This is a genomic window from Opitutus sp. sgz309028 (assembly GCF_059821195.1).
Genome location: NZ_JCAMRR010000001.1, coordinates 232,191 through 245,720 on the forward strand (window position 1 = coordinate 232,191; position 13,530 = coordinate 245,720).

The following is a 13,530-nucleotide window of genomic DNA, read 5'->3' on the forward strand; positions in this document are numbered from 1 at the left end:
TTGCTTCTCGGCGCCTCCGGATGTTTTCAATCGCCATGTCGACCTCTCCCACCTCCTCCACCGACACTCGCACGCTGGCCTACCTCAATCTGAAGCTTCGCGAACTCTCGCAGCCGGGAGTGCCGCTGGCCGACGATGGACTCGGCGACCTCGTCGGCAATTTTGTTGCGCTAAGCCGCGAAAAGGATCGCGCCTTGTCCCGCCATCTTTGCCCGGTCGACCAGCGCATTCAGAACTTTCTGTTCGACTACCTGGAGAGTGTAGTCGAGACGCCGCGCCTGCCGCCGGCCACGCTCGTCCTGGATCGCGCCGGGCTGGCCCGCACCCTCTCGCTGCCGCCGTCGCGCGACGAGCACCAGAGCCCGATTCTCACCTCGCGCCGTGTGCGCCAGGGCGTGCTGCACAATCCCAAGGCCGACCGCCGCACCACCCAGGGCATTTTCCACGTCACCGAAGGTGGGCTCCCGATTCCAGACGACAAAAAAGCCGTCCCCGCCGCCGTCTTCGGCCGGCTGCTGCGGATCGCCTTGCAGCCGCCCACCGATTTCGCGCGGCTCCCGTTTACGGCGGCCGAGCCGGAGCAGGCCGCGTGTTTCGTGTCGCTCTATCTGCGGCCGACCGTCGTGCCCGCCGTGCCCGGTTTCACGCCAGCGCGGTCCATGGAGACGCGTTTCTTCGTCCCCGGCAGCCTCGTCGCCAACCTCGATTTCGTCGAAAGCATCTTCGGCAACGCCGGCGATCCGCATCTCCCCGAAAACGACGCGGCGCTCGATCCCGAGCACTGGACCGGCCACACCGGCTGCGTCATCCTCGCCCCGCATCTCAACGGCCTGAAGAAGATCGATCTCGGCCTCCCCTCCTGGGACGCCGCGACGCCGCGGCAGCGTCGCGACGGGATGTGCTGGAAGGATCCCAACGAGCTCTACAACGACGGCGGCGCCTTCAAGATCACCGCCCGCAACGCCTCCGGCGTGGTCGTCACGATTATCTCCGACAACTATTTCGGCTACTGCAAAAAGGAGGTGAAGACCCAGATCAGCTTCGCCGCGAATCTTCTCGGCGTCGCCGAGGAGGAACACGCTGGCGGCGCCATCGTGTTTCCCAGTTACGATCTCGGCGAAGACTTCCAGCTCAGCAGCTACGTGCCGGTCGTCGATCACACGTTCTCCGAGGCGCTCGCATTGCTCGGCGAGCGCGCCGAACTGCAGCCGGGCGGCTGGGCGCGCGACCGCGTGGTGTCCGACGTGTATTACGTGCCGCAGGACTCCCGCTTCGATCTGCGCACGCAATGCGTGACGTGGAAAAACGGCGACGGCTCCGAGCAGAAATTGAAACTTCTGCCGGGCATCACCTACGTGCTGCCGTCCGGCTACAAGGTGGAGATGAACAAGCCCGACCAGGGCCGCCGCTGGCGCCTGCGCGGCACGACCGCCGAGGGCCTGCTCTGCCACAAGCCGTGCACCGTCTCCGGCGGCGGCAAATCCGAGATCTCGAAATCCATCGCCGACGCCACGTTCTCCGGTCCGGTGTTCGTCAGCGAACTCAACAAGGACCTCGATCGCGTCGACGAAATCCTGCGCTACGACTATTCGAAACGTTTCCGCGATCCGGCCCGCAACCGCCCGCACGGCCGCCCCGTGCTCGATCCACGCCGCTCGCTCGGCTCGGTCGTCAAGCTGCTCTCCGTCAGCCCCGACTACACCGACGAATACAACGCCTGGCTCGAGACGATTCCGGGCAACATCCGCGACCTCGTCCTGATCGTGAAGCGCGCCTACAAGCCGTCCTGGGCCGGCGACTGGCGTGAGCACTACAGCGTCGACACGATCAACGCCCGCCCGGGCAACGAGCTCAAATACCACCGCGAACGCCTGCTCACGCATTACCTCCGTGTCGGCTACACGAAGGACGGCGGCTGGCGCACCTTCACGCTGCGCAAGGACTTTTTCCCGGCGGAAAAGATCCAGGTCGAAGACGACATCACCGCCTCGGCGGTGGCGCCACGCGAGCAGGTGCAGGGCATCCCCGCCAACGCGACCGAGCCGTCGCTCAAATTCGTCCACAACTGCGAGACGCGCCTCTTCCAGCGGCCCGACGACGCGATCGTGCGCGGCTACGACAAACGCACGGAGCGCGATTTCGGCCGCCCCGGCAACTTCTTCTCGAATTACGAGCCGCTCGATCGCAAGGCCGCGACCGCCATCGTCGAGGACGCGCTCGGCTTCGACGCGTTCACGGAGCCGGTGCAGAAGATCTTCCACGATTTCCTCGAGAAGCCCGGCCCGCAGTTCCTCGTGTCGCCCGCGCATCCGCGCGTGGTCGACGGCAAGCCCTCGAAGAACCCGCGTTACCTGCAATATCGTCCCGACCTCGAGGACCCGCGCGCCACGTATCTTGCGCAAACCGGCGCGCGCCTTTACCGCCGGCTCCGCGCCGACGCTCCCGTGGTGTTTCCGGTCGGCGCCGTGCTCATGGGCCGCCGGCTCAACCCGCCCGAGGCCGGCGTCCAGCCGCTCTGCGTGTATGGACCGATCCACTACCAGGAATTGCCCGAGGCCTTCATGGATCTCATCGGCAGCCTCACCGGCAAATCGCCGTCCACCACCGGCGCGGGCTCGGAAGGCGCGCTGACGAAGGGTCCGTTCAACGCCCTGCCGCCGATCTACGATCTCAACGCCGCGCTCGTCTCCTTCATCCTCACCGGTCTCCCCGTCTTCTCGACGGCCGCCGGCTGGGTGGGCCCGAAGCTCCGCGTCGATCACGACATCAGCCTGCTCGTCCCCGAGATCTGGGCGCGCATGTCGCCCGAGGAACGCGATCCGAAATTCCTCATCGAGCACGGCTATCTCGAGCGCTGCGCGGACTTCGATCACAACGGCCAGCGCGTGCTCGCGAACCGCCTCGGCTGGCGCATCACCGAGCGCTTCGTGCAGACGTTCTTCGGCCGCATGTTCAGCAATCCGACGATGGTCTTCGAGGAGGAGTATCTCCGCCCGGAGAAGCAGGACATGGACGTGTTCGTCGCCGGCATGACCAACATCGCCACCGCGATGCGCACCGCCGCGGCAAACTACTTCAACGACGGCTCGATCGAGCAGGCCGTGCCGCCGCTGAAGGCGCTGCTGCACATCATGCGCGACGGCCAGTGGGAAGGCCGCGGCGCGGATCATCCCGAGTTCCGCGCCCTCTTCACGCGCGAGTCGATGCTCGCGAGCGATTGGTATGCCGCGCGCCTCGAGGCGAAGCGCATCGTCGATGCCCACCTGTGGGAGCACCACGCGCGCTACCTCGAGAAATTCCTCCGCCGCCACAACTACAGCGAGGTGGCCGAGGAACTCTCGATCCGCGAGAAGCTCGATCGCGTCGCCGCCCACGCCCGCGCGGCTCGCAAACCGGCTTACGCGAAGCGGCTCACCGGCACGATCGGCGCCGAGCCAGCCGTCGCCGCGGAGATCGCGAAGCTGCAGCCTTGAACGCGGATCGCGGAGCTCCACCGGCGCGCCGCCCGCGGCCGCCGGTCGGCCCGTCGTATCCACGGTTCTGACACCTGCGCTACGTTCGCGACGCCGGCGGAGCGAGCTGACCGGCTCCGTCCGGCGGTTTGACCGCCGCGTGGTCTCATCGGAACGCGGCGCAACGTCGGCGTATCGCGAGCGATGGCACCGCGGCGGGTAAGTTTCCCCACGTTTGGCTGGGGCTTGCACCGCGAAGACGCGCGCGTGGCGCCGCTTGCACCCGCACGGATCTCCACCTCACCCTCGGACCGGTCGCACGTTATCATGAAGTTTCGCCTTCTCGTTTTTCTGCTCGTCCTCGCGCCCGCCACCGGGCTCCACGCGCGGGTCGATTTTCTGCTTGTTCCGCCGAACGACGCGGTGCCCGGCGAGGCCGGCCTGGTGTTCACGCTTTATCTCAACAACCCGACGCCCTTCGACGAGACGGTCGAATTTCCGCAGGTCATCTCCGCCGACTATTCCAGCAGCACCGGCCGCCACCGCACGCAGCTCCAATTGGCCGAGACCGACGATCTCCGCTGCGTCGTGCCTGCGCTCAGCCGTCGCACCGTAAAACTGGTGCTGCGCGAGCCGCTCGAGGGAGAAAACGGCTTCGTTTCATTGCGGCTGCTTCGGCCGGAGACGAACAGCATCATGTTCGAACTGCAGCATCCTGCCGCTCTCGCGAGCGCAACCCCGCCCGAGGCGGCCGCTCCCACCCCGGCGCAGCGCACGGCGCTGAAGCCGGGACATCATCTCGATCTGACGACCGATCTGGAAAACATGCGGCGGCACATCTCGGGTTACGAACCGATCTACTTTGCGGTCGGGTCCCGCGCCCGGTTGAACGCCCGTTTCCAGTTCAGTTTCAAATACCGCGTGTTCGAGCCGGCGACCTCCGGGGATCCGTGGTATGCCCAGCTCGCCCGCGACCTGCACGCCGCCTATTCGCAAACCACGATCTGGGACCTGGAGACCTTCTCCAAACCGTTCTACGATTCCAGCTACCGGCCGACGATTTTCCTCGAACACACGTTCAGACCCGAGAAGGCCGTCGGCTGGCGTTTCACGGTCAACGGCGGCGTTCAGCACGAATCGAACGGCAAAGGCGGCACGCCCGATCCCGCCACCGATCCGGCGCCCGCCGATTCACGAAGCCTCAACACGCTTTATTTCGGGACGACCCTCCGGTGGTCGGACGACCGCGGCCGCTTCTTCGAGGCGGGCGCCCGGGCGAGCTCGTATTTTCAAGTCGACGAAAATCCCGACATCGCGCGCTATCGCGGCTATGTGGCATTGAAGTTGCGCGGCGGATACGATCGCGGATTCCAACTCGCGACGGAGCTCCGCGGCCACCCCAGCGGATACGGAAGCGTCGAGTTCGACGCTTCCTGGCCCGCCATCGAAACGCCGCTGCTCAAACTCATCCTGCCCCACTCGCTGGGTGGCTACGCGCTGGTGCAGTATTTCAACGGCTACGGGGAAAGCCTCCTCGATTACAATGTCCGGCGCAAAGATCAGCTTCGCTTCGGCATCATGATCGTGCGTTGAGCCGCCCACCGGCCGAAGGCTCAGACCGCGCCGCCGAGTTTCGCATCGACCGAGTAACGGCCCGGACCGGCCAGAAAGACCGTCACGAAACCAGCGAGGTAGACGAAAGCCATCTCGCCGCTGCCGGCCCCCGACAAGGCGCGTCCGTGCACCACGAGAAACGCGACGGCGAGCAAGACGATCAGCACGAGCGCCGCGAAGCGCGTGGCCAGGCCCAGCGCCAGCAGTGCGGCGCAAAGCACCTCGGCGAAGATCGCGAGCGCCAGGCTGCCTTTCGGGCCGATCCCGAGCGGATCCGGAAAACGGCCCGCCATGGAACTGAAATTGACCAGCTTCGCCCAGCCGTGCAGCGCCAGCAGCGATATGCCGAGCCACACCCGGAGAACGAGCAGCGCGAGATCGGAGCTGCGCGGAATGAAGCCGAATTGGAGGAATTTCAGGAAACTCTTCATGACAAGTGATACTCGCCGCCAACGTGACTGCGTCACGCCGCCGGTCAACTCACCTGAGGCGAAGAGCTTTGCGGTCACTTCGGCAGCGACCGCCGCGCGACTGAGCCGCTCAGTTCACCGCCAGGGGCATCGTCTCGATGGCCGGAGAGGCCACGCGATGCGAGAGCGCGATGAGCACGCCGTTCGGATCGCGGATCACAAACATCCGGTCGCCCCAGGGCTTGTCCTCCGGCGGCGCCACAATCTCGAGGCCGGCCTGACTCAGTCGCGCATGTTCGGCATCCGTGTCGGCCACATCGAGATTCAGCCAGAACCCCCGGCCGTCCGTGGCGCTGATCAATTCCGGCGCCTGGCCGTCGAGTTCGTGACGCAGGATCGAAATTTGCGCGCCGCTCGGATGAGCGAGTTGCACGTAATAACTGCATTCGGCCACGGTGCGGAAGCCAAGGTGCGTGCTGTAAAAATCCCACGTTCCGTAGAAATCGGCCGTGACGATCCCGGGGTAAAACGCCACGCCCTCACTCGGCAGGACGTCGAGGTTGTTTCCACCGAACTTCGCGGAGAGGCCGCGCATATCCGCCATCCAAGCACGGCAGACACAATCGAACAGCTCCTCCGGCTCGTCCGCCGCCTGGAAGATCGTCGCCGTCAACGCCGCTCCGTGCGAACGGCAGGTCACGCGCATCGGCCACAGCGTCATTTCGTCGGGGTGTTCGCCGATCAAAAGATCGATCACGCCCGTGCGCGCATCGGCCATCAATGCGACGTGCATTTCGCCCACGGGGGTGCGCGCTTTCCAATGACCTCCCTCGCGTCGCAACTCGCGAAACGTTTCCGGCGCCCAGGCGGGCAGGTTCTCAATGTGCTGAAGAAAAGCGAAAAGCGTATCGCGTTCCGCTGCGACCGAAAGGGTGATCGTGCGAGTCTTCATGTAAGGGAAATACGTGCGGGTAAATTTGAGCCCACTTCTATGACGTTTAAATACGTCCTTTTCCGACAGGGTGAGTCAGAAGCAGCCAAAATACTGCGTTCGCTGTGTCTCACTGCAGGACCGGATCAGGTCGTAGATGCCGCTTCGTTGCGCCGATGGATCGCCACGCCATTGCCAGCCGGATCCGCCACCACGGCGAGGCTGCAGGTCTGACCGACCATCGGCTCCAGCAAAAATTTTGTGCCTGCCGCCTTCAACGCCGCCACCGCTGCGTCGAAATCCTCCACTTCCAGCGCGATCGAAGGGCCGTCCGGCGAGGGTTTCCACTCCGGCATCATGTTGCTGATCGCGAGCGTGCCGCCGCCGATCTCATATTCGATCCACGCCGCACCGCCGTGCTCGAAAGTCAGCGCCGATTTCAAACCCAGCACGCCTTCATAGAAGGCCCGGGCACGAGGCAGGTCGGTCACGGGATAGCCGGTAAACGCGATTTCTTTGACGCGGACAGCGGAGACGGGAGCGGGGGTGTTCATGGCGGCGAATCCTACCACCGGCTTTTGACATCCTTATGTCAGGAGCGCGCGGATCCGGAAAAAACCTCACTCCGGACGATACCGTCGCGCGACCGCCGCCGCCTCCTTTGCCACGAGCGTGCGCAGGCGCGCCGGCGCGAGCGCTTCCGCATCGGCGCCGAACGACAACAGCCATCGCGCCATCCACTCGAGCGCGAAGGTCTTCATCGCCACTTCCAGTCCCTCGCGCGCAGGCACGGCCTCGATGAAGCCCGAATAGCTTTCCCGTCGCGCACGGTCCACCGCACGGGTCGCGAACCAGACGCGCACGGTTTCCGTCTCCGCCGCGAGTTCGCGCTGCATGTAGTCGCGCAGCGAAAACTCCGGCCGCGGCGCGAAACGTTCCGGCAAAACCTCCAGCGTCTGCACGCGCTCGAGTTTGAAATACCGGAACGCCTTCCGCAGCCGGCACCAACCCACGACATACCACGCGCCGCCGTGAAACGTCACCCCGAGCGGCTCCACCTCGCGCGCGGTTTCCCCGCCGCTCGTGCGCGAGTGGTAGGTCATCCGCAACACCCGTCGCGACACCACCGCCTGCTGGATCGGCAACAAGGTGCGTTGATCCAATCCCGACGGCAGTCGCGGCGTGCCATAAATCACCGTCGCCTTCGCCAGCCGATCGACGTCGTCCTGCCGGTCCCGCGGCAGCACCGAGCGAATTTTCAACAGCGCCGAATCCATCGGCTCGCCCAACGACGCATCCGTGAACTGCTTCACCATTTCGCCGCCGACAAAGAGCGCCATCGCTTCCTCCGCCGTGAACATGACGGGCGGCAGATGATAGCCTTTCACCAGGCTGTAGCCGACGCCCGCCTCGCCCGCGACCGGCACGCCCGCCTCGCTCAACGCCGCGACGTCCCGATAAACGGTCCGCACATTCACGTCGAAATGCGCCGCCAGCTCGTCCGCTTTGACCACGCGCCGCCCCTGCAAAAACATCACCATCGCGACGAGCCGGTCCGTTCGGTTCATCCCGGCAGAATGGAAAACTTCCGGCGCGCCCGCCAAAGGAAAACCGCTGGCCGGCATCGCGTTCCCCCTCACGAATCCTGACATAAGGTTGTCGCGCGCCGTGCTACCCTGCTCGCACCTTCCTTCCATGCCCACGCTCCGTCCCTGTCCCTGGCCCAAGACGCCGCTCGATCAAGCCTACCACGATTCAGAATGGGGCGTGCCGCTCCACGACGACCGCGCGTTATTCGAACTGCTGATTCTCGAAGGCGCGCAAGCCGGGCTGAGCTGGTCCACCATTCTCGCCAAACGCGAAAATTATCGCGCCGCGTTCGACCGGTTCGACGCTGTCAGGATTGCGCGCTACGACGCGCGCAAGCGCGCGGCCTTGCTGAAAAATCCCGGCATCGTGCGCAACCGGCTCAAGATCGACGCCACCGTCGGCAACGCGCGCGCCTTCCTCGCCGTGCAGCAGGAGTTCGGCAGCTTCGATCGCTATCTCTGGTCCTTTGTCGGCGGCAAACCCATCGTCCATCGCCGCCGCACATCCGGAGACGTCCCCGTGCGCACGGTCGAAAGCGACGCGCTCAGCGCCGACCTGAAGCGGCGCGGTTTCAAGTTCGTCGGCACGACGATCTGCTACGCGTTCATGCAGGCCAGCGGGATGGTCAACGACCACCTCGTCACCTGCCCGCGTCACGCCGCCTGCCAGCGCGCCGGCGCATAGCGCGCGCGCGGCCGCCGGGTCAGGGCTCCGGCGGCCAGGTTGGCAGACGGTCGGCCTGGGCCTGGCGTTTCTCCTCTTCCTTCGCCTTCACCCGCTCCTCCGCGGGCACGGCGAAGACCGTATCCGCCGGCAGCACACAGCCGCGCCGGCCGGGGATGCAGTCGGTCTTCAACCGCAGGCAATACTCGCCCTCGGGACGGAAGAACGGACACGAAAAGCTCATCGCGCAGATTCGCGGAGGCCGCCGCCAAGCTCAGCGGTGCCACCCGACCTTGCGCATGTCTCCACCTTCCAGATACGCAAGGTGCATGCGGAAGGCGTTCTGCAGCGTCTGCGGCACGTGGCCGGAGCCGGAGATGTTCAGATAGGCGGTGAGCAGCGGACGATAATCCGGATGCACGCATTTCTCGATCATCAGGCGCGCGCGGTCGGCCGGCGCCTTGCCGCGGAGATCCGCGACGCCGTATTCCGTCACCACGACCTGCACGGAGTGCTCGCTGTGATCGAGGTGCGTCACCAGCGGCACGATCGTGCTGATCGCGCCCTTCTTGGCGACCGACGGACAGGTGTAGATCGACACGTGGGCGTTGCGCGTGAAATCGCCGGAGCCGCCGATGCCGTTCATCAGGTCGCGGCCCATCACGTGCGTGCTGTTCACGTTGCCGAAAAGGTCGACCTCGATCGCCGTGTTCACCGTGATCAGGCCAAGCCGGCGCACGATTTCGGGGCTGTTGGAAATCTCCTGCGGCCGCAGCACCATGCGCGGACGGAAATATTCCAGATCGCTGTAAACCTCCTTCAACTTCTCGGGGCTGACGGTCAGCGAGCAGCCGCTCGCAAACACGCATTTCCCGCTCTTCACGAGGTCGATCACCGAATCCTGGATCACCTCCGTATACATCATGAACGGGGGGATGCCCGGATTCGAACCGAGCGCGCCGATCACGGCGTTGGCGATGTTACCCACACCGGACTGGAGCGGCAGGAACGAGCTCGGCAGCCGGCCCACGCGCAACTCGTCGGCGAGGAATTGGGCCACGTTTTCGCCGATCCGGTTCGTCACCTCATCCGGCGCATCGAAGCCACCGGTCTCGTCGGGCGCGTTCGTCTTCACCACGCCCACGATCTTCTTCGGATCGATCTTGATGACGGGAGAGCCGATGCGATCGGTCGGCGTGTAGAGCGGAATCTCGCGGCGTGCCGGCGGATCGGCCGGTTCATACAAATCGTGGAAACCTGTCAGCGCCGCCGGGTGGTGCGCGTTGAGCTCGATCAGCACGCGTTCGGCCATGCGCACGAAGGTGTTCGCCGCGCCGACCGACGTCGAAAGCGTGATGGTGCCGTCCGCCTTCACGTCGCTCGCCTCGACGATCGCCCAGTTGACCTTGCCCAGAACGCCGCTGCGGACGGTGGGCTGCACGGCGGAAAGGTGCAGGTCGAAGAACCGCGTTTTCCCTTCATTGATCGCTTTGCGGAGCGTCGGATCGGACTGGTAAGGCGTGCGCCAGGCGATCGCCTCGGCCGCGGCCAGCGCGCCGTCGAGGGAGCGACCGGTCGAGGCGCCGGTGATCACGCCGAGCTGAAACGGCCGGCCCGCGGCATGCTCCACCTTGGCGCGCGCGGCAATGGCGAGGGGGATGACCTTGCAGGCTCCCGCCGCCGTGAAACCGCCGAAACCGATCGTGTCGCGATCCTTGATAAACGCCGCGGCTTCGTCCGCGGAGAGGAAGGGAAAGGGGAAACTCATGGGTGGTGCTTCGAATTTGGTTCAGCTATCTTCGCAGAGCCGCGCGCCGCCGACTGCGCAGAGGTTGGCGCATGCATTGCGAAAATTGCTCAACCGAAGACGTCGGGCAAGAAATGCGCAGTGTGCGCCTATGACGAAAAAACCGGTCTGTCCGATTGCAGATCGCGGATTTGCAGGCAAATACCTGTGACCTTCCCCATCATGCGCCTGCGCTCTCTGGTCGTTTCCACCTTCGCTTTCGCCACATTTCCGTTCCTTTCCCTGTCTTCCGCCATGTCGCACGCTCTTTTCATCGGCACCTACACCAATTCCGGCAGCAAAGGCATCTACGCCGTCTCGTTCGATCCGGCCACGGGCCGCTTCGATGCGCCACAGGTCGCGGCGGAAACCACCAGTCCGACCTACCTCGCCTTCTCTCCCGACCAGCGCCACCTCTACGCGGTCAGCGAATCCGCCGGCATGGCCGTGGGCTTCGCCGTCAGCGCCGATCGCACCCTCACCCCGCTCGACGACCGGCAGCCGGCGGCCGGAAAGGCACCCTGCCATCTGATGACCGACCGCACGGGTCGCGTGCTCTTCGTTTCCAATTATCACACGGGCACGGTCGGCTCGATTCCCATTGCGCCCGACGGCCGTCTGCGCGCTCCCGCCACGCTGATCCAGCACACGGGCTCGAGCGTCGACCCGGACCGCCAGACGTCGCCCCACGCGCATTCCGTCACGGTTTCGCCGGACAACCGGTTCGTCTTCGCGTGCGATCTCGGCACTGACAAGATCTACATCTACAAGATCGATCTGGCCACCGCCACGCTGCAGCCGCACGACCCGGCGTTTGTCAGCACGCCGGCCGGCGTGGGCCCGCGGCACTTCGCGTTCAGCCCCGATGGCGCCCACGCGTTCATGATTTCGGAAATGGGCGGCACGCTCACGTCCTACCGCTACGACGCCGAGCGCGGCACACTTCATCCGCTGGATACGCAGTCGACGCTCTCCGCCGAGTTTCCCGGGAAGAACAAATCCGCCGCCGTCCGCGTGCACCCGAACGGGCGCTTCGTTTACGGCTCGAACCGCGGTCCGGACACGATCGCGGTGTTTCGGTTCGAAGAAGGCACGGGCCGGCTTTCGCTGGTGGAAATCGTTCCCTGCGGCGGGCCCAACCCCCGCGATTTCGCGCTCTCCCCGGACGGGCGCTGGCTGATCGTCGCCCACCAGGATGCCGGCACGTTGAAGGCATTTCGCGTCGATTCGGAGACCGGACGCCTCACCGCGACCGACGCCGTCGCCCAGGTGCCCGCGCCGGTCTGCGTCTTGTTCGCGAATTGACGGCGACGCCCCGCGCTCACGCGTCGACGGGAAACGCCGACGCCACCGCCGCGAGCAGTTCCTGCACGTCGAAGGGCTTCGAGAGCACCGCGTGTGCGCCGAGGCCTCTCGCCATTTTCAAATAATGCTCCCGCGGCACGTGGCCGCCGCCGGACATCGCAATGATTTTCACCTGCGGGTGCTTCCGCCGCAGTTCGGAAATCACCTGCATGCCATCGCGCTCGGGCATGATCACGTCGGTCACGACCAGATCGAAATCCCGCGCCGCAAACAGCCGGCTTGCGATCGCGCCGTCGCTGGCGGTTTCGACCCGATGGCCGGCCTCCGACAACACGCGGGCAATCATGTCGCGGAGCTCACTTTCGTCGTCGACAACCAGGATCGAGCGGCTTTTCACGCGCGAAATGCTAGGGGCGTCTCGATGCGACGCAAGCCGCCGGGGTTGGCCCTCAGCCGGTTGACGCCGCCCGCGATCCGGATATCTCTGGGCGTTTCCTTCCGATGGCCGTATTTCTCACCGAAAAACCCCGCAACCTCGAACGCGCCTTTCTGATCGGCGTCCAGACGAATGACATGCCGGCCGGGGAAGCCGCGGAACTGCTCGGCGAGCTGAAGGAGTTGGTGGAGAATTTGCGGCTCACGGTCGTCGATTCCACCCTCGTCAACCTGCGCACGCCCACGCCTTCCCTCCTTCTGGGCTCCGGCAAGGCCGCGGAGCTGGCCGAGCGCGCGAAGGCGCAGAACGCCGACGTGATCGTGTTCGACGAGCAACTTTCGCCGGCCCAGCAGCGCAACTGGGAAGAGCTCACCGGGCTGGGCGTGATCGATCGCGAGGAAGTGATCCTCGAGGTGTTCGCCGATCGCGCGCACACGCGCGAAGCGGTGCTCCAGGTCGCGCTCGCGCGCATGGAATACTCGCTACCGCGGCTGACCCGCGCGTGGACCCATCTTTCCCGTCAGCGCGGCAAAGGCGCCCTCGGCGGCGAAGGCGAAACCCAGCTCGAGCAGGACCGCCGGATCGTGCGCGACCGCATCGCGCATCTGAAACGCGAGCTCGTCGAGGTTGTGCAGCAGCGCGGCGTGCAGCGTCGCCGGCGGCTGCGCGTGCCGGTTCCGACCGCCTCGATCGTCGGCTACACCAACGCCGGAAAATCCTCGCTGCTCAACGCCCTCACGGGCGCGCACGTCCTCGCGGAAGACAAGCTGTTCGCGACGCTCGATCCCACCACGCGCCAGCTCCAGCTGCGCGGCAACCAGAAGCTGCTCGTCACCGACACCGTCGGTTTCATCCGCCGCCTGCCGCACGGCCTGGTCGAGGCCTTCAAGGCCACCTTGGAAGAGGTCGTCGTCGCCGATTTCCTCATCCACGTGCTCGACGTCGCCAATCCAAATTTCGAGAAGCACCACGCCACCACGCTCGGCGTGCTTGCGGAGCTGGGCGCCGCGGACAAGCAGATCCTCACCGTTTTCAACAAGACCGACATCGCCGATCCCGCGCTGCGGCAACGGGCGCGTCATCTCGTGCCCGATGCGATCTTCGTCAGTGCGCGCACCCGGGAAGGGATGGACCTCCTGGAAACGCGCTGCCTCGAGCTGATCGCCGACGCCTTCGGTTCGACCGAACTGGTCGTGCCGCACGAGCGCTACGACGTCATCGCGCGTCTCCACGAGTTCGGCGAGGTGCAGGCGTCGGAGGACTTCGACGGCGGCGTGCGGATCAAAGCCCGTTTTCCCCCAACGCAGTCCGGTTTCTTCGCGCCTTTCGTCGTGAAGTGAAAC

Annotated in this window: 12 protein-coding genes; 5 read left to right on the forward strand and 7 right to left on the reverse strand. The window is 65.4% G+C overall.

Annotated features, from left to right (window positions below; all coding sequences use genetic code 11):
* Window positions 1-35 precede the first annotated feature (35 nt).
* Window positions 36-3,473, forward strand: a complete 3,438-nt coding sequence (locus AC6RV7_RS00895) for a PPi-type phosphoenolpyruvate carboxykinase family protein (protein ID WP_500092005.1) — start codon at window positions 36-38, stop codon at window positions 3,471-3,473.
* Between the two features lie 306 nt (window positions 3,474-3,779).
* Window positions 3,780-5,045, forward strand: coding sequence for a phospholipase A (locus tag AC6RV7_RS00900; protein WP_500092006.1), 1,266 nt, complete (start codon window positions 3,780-3,782; stop codon window positions 5,043-5,045).
* Window positions 5,046-5,065: 20 nt separating this feature from the next.
* Here AC6RV7_RS00900 and AC6RV7_RS00905 read toward each other — a convergent pair whose 3' ends face one another.
* The 4 genes from AC6RV7_RS00905 to AC6RV7_RS00920 form a co-directional block, all read right to left on the reverse strand.
* Entirely contained in the window at window positions 5,066-5,497 is a 432-nt protein-coding gene (locus tag AC6RV7_RS00905) for a DoxX family protein (RefSeq protein ID WP_500092007.1), read from the reverse strand.
* Between the two features lie 109 nt (window positions 5,498-5,606).
* Window positions 5,607-6,428: a VOC family protein gene (locus AC6RV7_RS00910; RefSeq protein WP_500092008.1), complete on the reverse strand. Its 822-nt coding sequence runs from the start codon at window positions 6,426-6,428 to the stop codon at window positions 5,607-5,609.
* Between the two features lie 125 nt (window positions 6,429-6,553).
* Entirely contained in the window at window positions 6,554-6,961 is a 408-nt protein-coding gene (locus tag AC6RV7_RS00915) for a VOC family protein (protein WP_500092009.1), read from the reverse strand.
* A 66-nt stretch (window positions 6,962-7,027) separates the two neighbouring features.
* Window positions 7,028-7,975 carry a helix-turn-helix transcriptional regulator gene (locus AC6RV7_RS00920; RefSeq protein WP_500092010.1) on the reverse strand — a complete coding sequence of 316 codons (948 nt, stop codon included), beginning with the start codon at window positions 7,973-7,975 and terminating at the stop codon, window positions 7,028-7,030.
* A gap of 127 nt (window positions 7,976-8,102) precedes the next feature.
* Between AC6RV7_RS00920 and AC6RV7_RS00925 the strand changes: the two genes are divergently transcribed.
* Entirely contained in the window at window positions 8,103-8,681 is a 579-nt protein-coding gene (locus AC6RV7_RS00925) for a DNA-3-methyladenine glycosylase I (protein WP_500092011.1), read from the forward strand.
* Between the two features lie 19 nt (window positions 8,682-8,700).
* On the opposite strand, the gene AC6RV7_RS00930 is transcribed toward AC6RV7_RS00925, so the two are convergent.
* Both AC6RV7_RS00930 and AC6RV7_RS00935 read right to left on the reverse strand, forming a co-directional pair.
* Window positions 8,701-8,904, reverse strand: coding sequence for a hypothetical protein (locus AC6RV7_RS00930; RefSeq protein ID WP_500092012.1), 204 nt, complete (start codon window positions 8,902-8,904; stop codon window positions 8,701-8,703).
* A gap of 30 nt (window positions 8,905-8,934) precedes the next feature.
* The gene (locus AC6RV7_RS00935; protein WP_500092013.1) at window positions 8,935-10,428 is read right to left on the reverse strand and encodes a butyryl-CoA:acetate CoA transferase; all 1,494 of its coding nucleotides are present in this window, start codon (window positions 10,426-10,428) and stop codon (window positions 8,935-8,937) included.
* Window positions 10,429-10,701: 273 nt separating this feature from the next.
* On the opposite strand from AC6RV7_RS00935, the gene AC6RV7_RS00940 reads away from it, so the two are divergent.
* Window positions 10,702-11,751 carry a lactonase family protein gene (locus AC6RV7_RS00940; protein WP_500092014.1) on the forward strand — a complete coding sequence of 350 codons (1,050 nt, stop codon included), beginning with the start codon at window positions 10,702-10,704 and terminating at the stop codon, window positions 11,749-11,751.
* Between the two features lie 16 nt (window positions 11,752-11,767).
* On the opposite strand, the gene AC6RV7_RS00945 is transcribed toward AC6RV7_RS00940, so the two are convergent.
* Window positions 11,768-12,148 (reverse strand): response regulator, encoded by a 381-nt coding sequence (locus AC6RV7_RS00945; RefSeq protein WP_500092015.1) that lies wholly within the window; start codon window positions 12,146-12,148, stop codon window positions 11,768-11,770.
* Window positions 12,149-12,252: 104 nt separating this feature from the next.
* Here AC6RV7_RS00945 and hflX point away from each other — a divergent pair, with 104 nt between their 5' ends.
* Complete coding sequence (hflX, locus tag AC6RV7_RS00950; protein ID WP_500092016.1) at window positions 12,253-13,527, forward strand: GTPase HflX; 1,275 nt, start codon at window positions 12,253-12,255, stop codon at window positions 13,525-13,527.
* Window positions 13,528-13,530 lie beyond the last annotated feature (3 nt).

What these genes read in the sequence shown, in the direction of transcription:
- AC6RV7_RS00895 (WP_500092005.1), top strand. Translation starts at nt 36, where the DNA reads ATGTCGACCTCTCCCACCTCCTCCACCGACACTCGCACGCTGGCCTAC.
- AC6RV7_RS00900 (WP_500092006.1), top strand. Translation starts at nt 3,780, where the DNA reads ATGAAGTTTCGCCTTCTCGTTTTTCTGCTCGTCCTCGCGCCCGCCACC.
- AC6RV7_RS00905 (WP_500092007.1), bottom strand. Translation starts at nt 5,497, where the DNA reads ATGAAGAGTTTCCTGAAATTCCTCCAATTCGGCTTCATTCCGCGCAGC.
- AC6RV7_RS00910 (WP_500092008.1), bottom strand. Translation starts at nt 6,428, where the DNA reads ATGAAGACTCGCACGATCACCCTTTCGGTCGCAGCGGAACGCGATACG.
- AC6RV7_RS00915 (WP_500092009.1), bottom strand. Translation starts at nt 6,961, where the DNA reads ATGAACACCCCCGCTCCCGTCTCCGCTGTCCGCGTCAAAGAAATCGCG.
- AC6RV7_RS00920 (WP_500092010.1), bottom strand. Translation starts at nt 7,975, where the DNA reads ATGAACCGAACGGACCGGCTCGTCGCGATGGTGATGTTTTTGCAGGGG.
- AC6RV7_RS00925 (WP_500092011.1), top strand. Translation starts at nt 8,103, where the DNA reads ATGCCCACGCTCCGTCCCTGTCCCTGGCCCAAGACGCCGCTCGATCAA.
- AC6RV7_RS00930 (WP_500092012.1), bottom strand. Translation starts at nt 8,904, where the DNA reads ATGAGCTTTTCGTGTCCGTTCTTCCGTCCCGAGGGCGAGTATTGCCTG.
- AC6RV7_RS00935 (WP_500092013.1), bottom strand. Translation starts at nt 10,428, where the DNA reads ATGAGTTTCCCCTTTCCCTTCCTCTCCGCGGACGAAGCCGCGGCGTTT.
- AC6RV7_RS00940 (WP_500092014.1), top strand. Translation starts at nt 10,702, where the DNA reads ATGTCGCACGCTCTTTTCATCGGCACCTACACCAATTCCGGCAGCAAA.
- hflX (WP_500092016.1), top strand. Translation starts at nt 12,253, where the DNA reads ATGGCCGTATTTCTCACCGAAAAACCCCGCAACCTCGAACGCGCCTTT.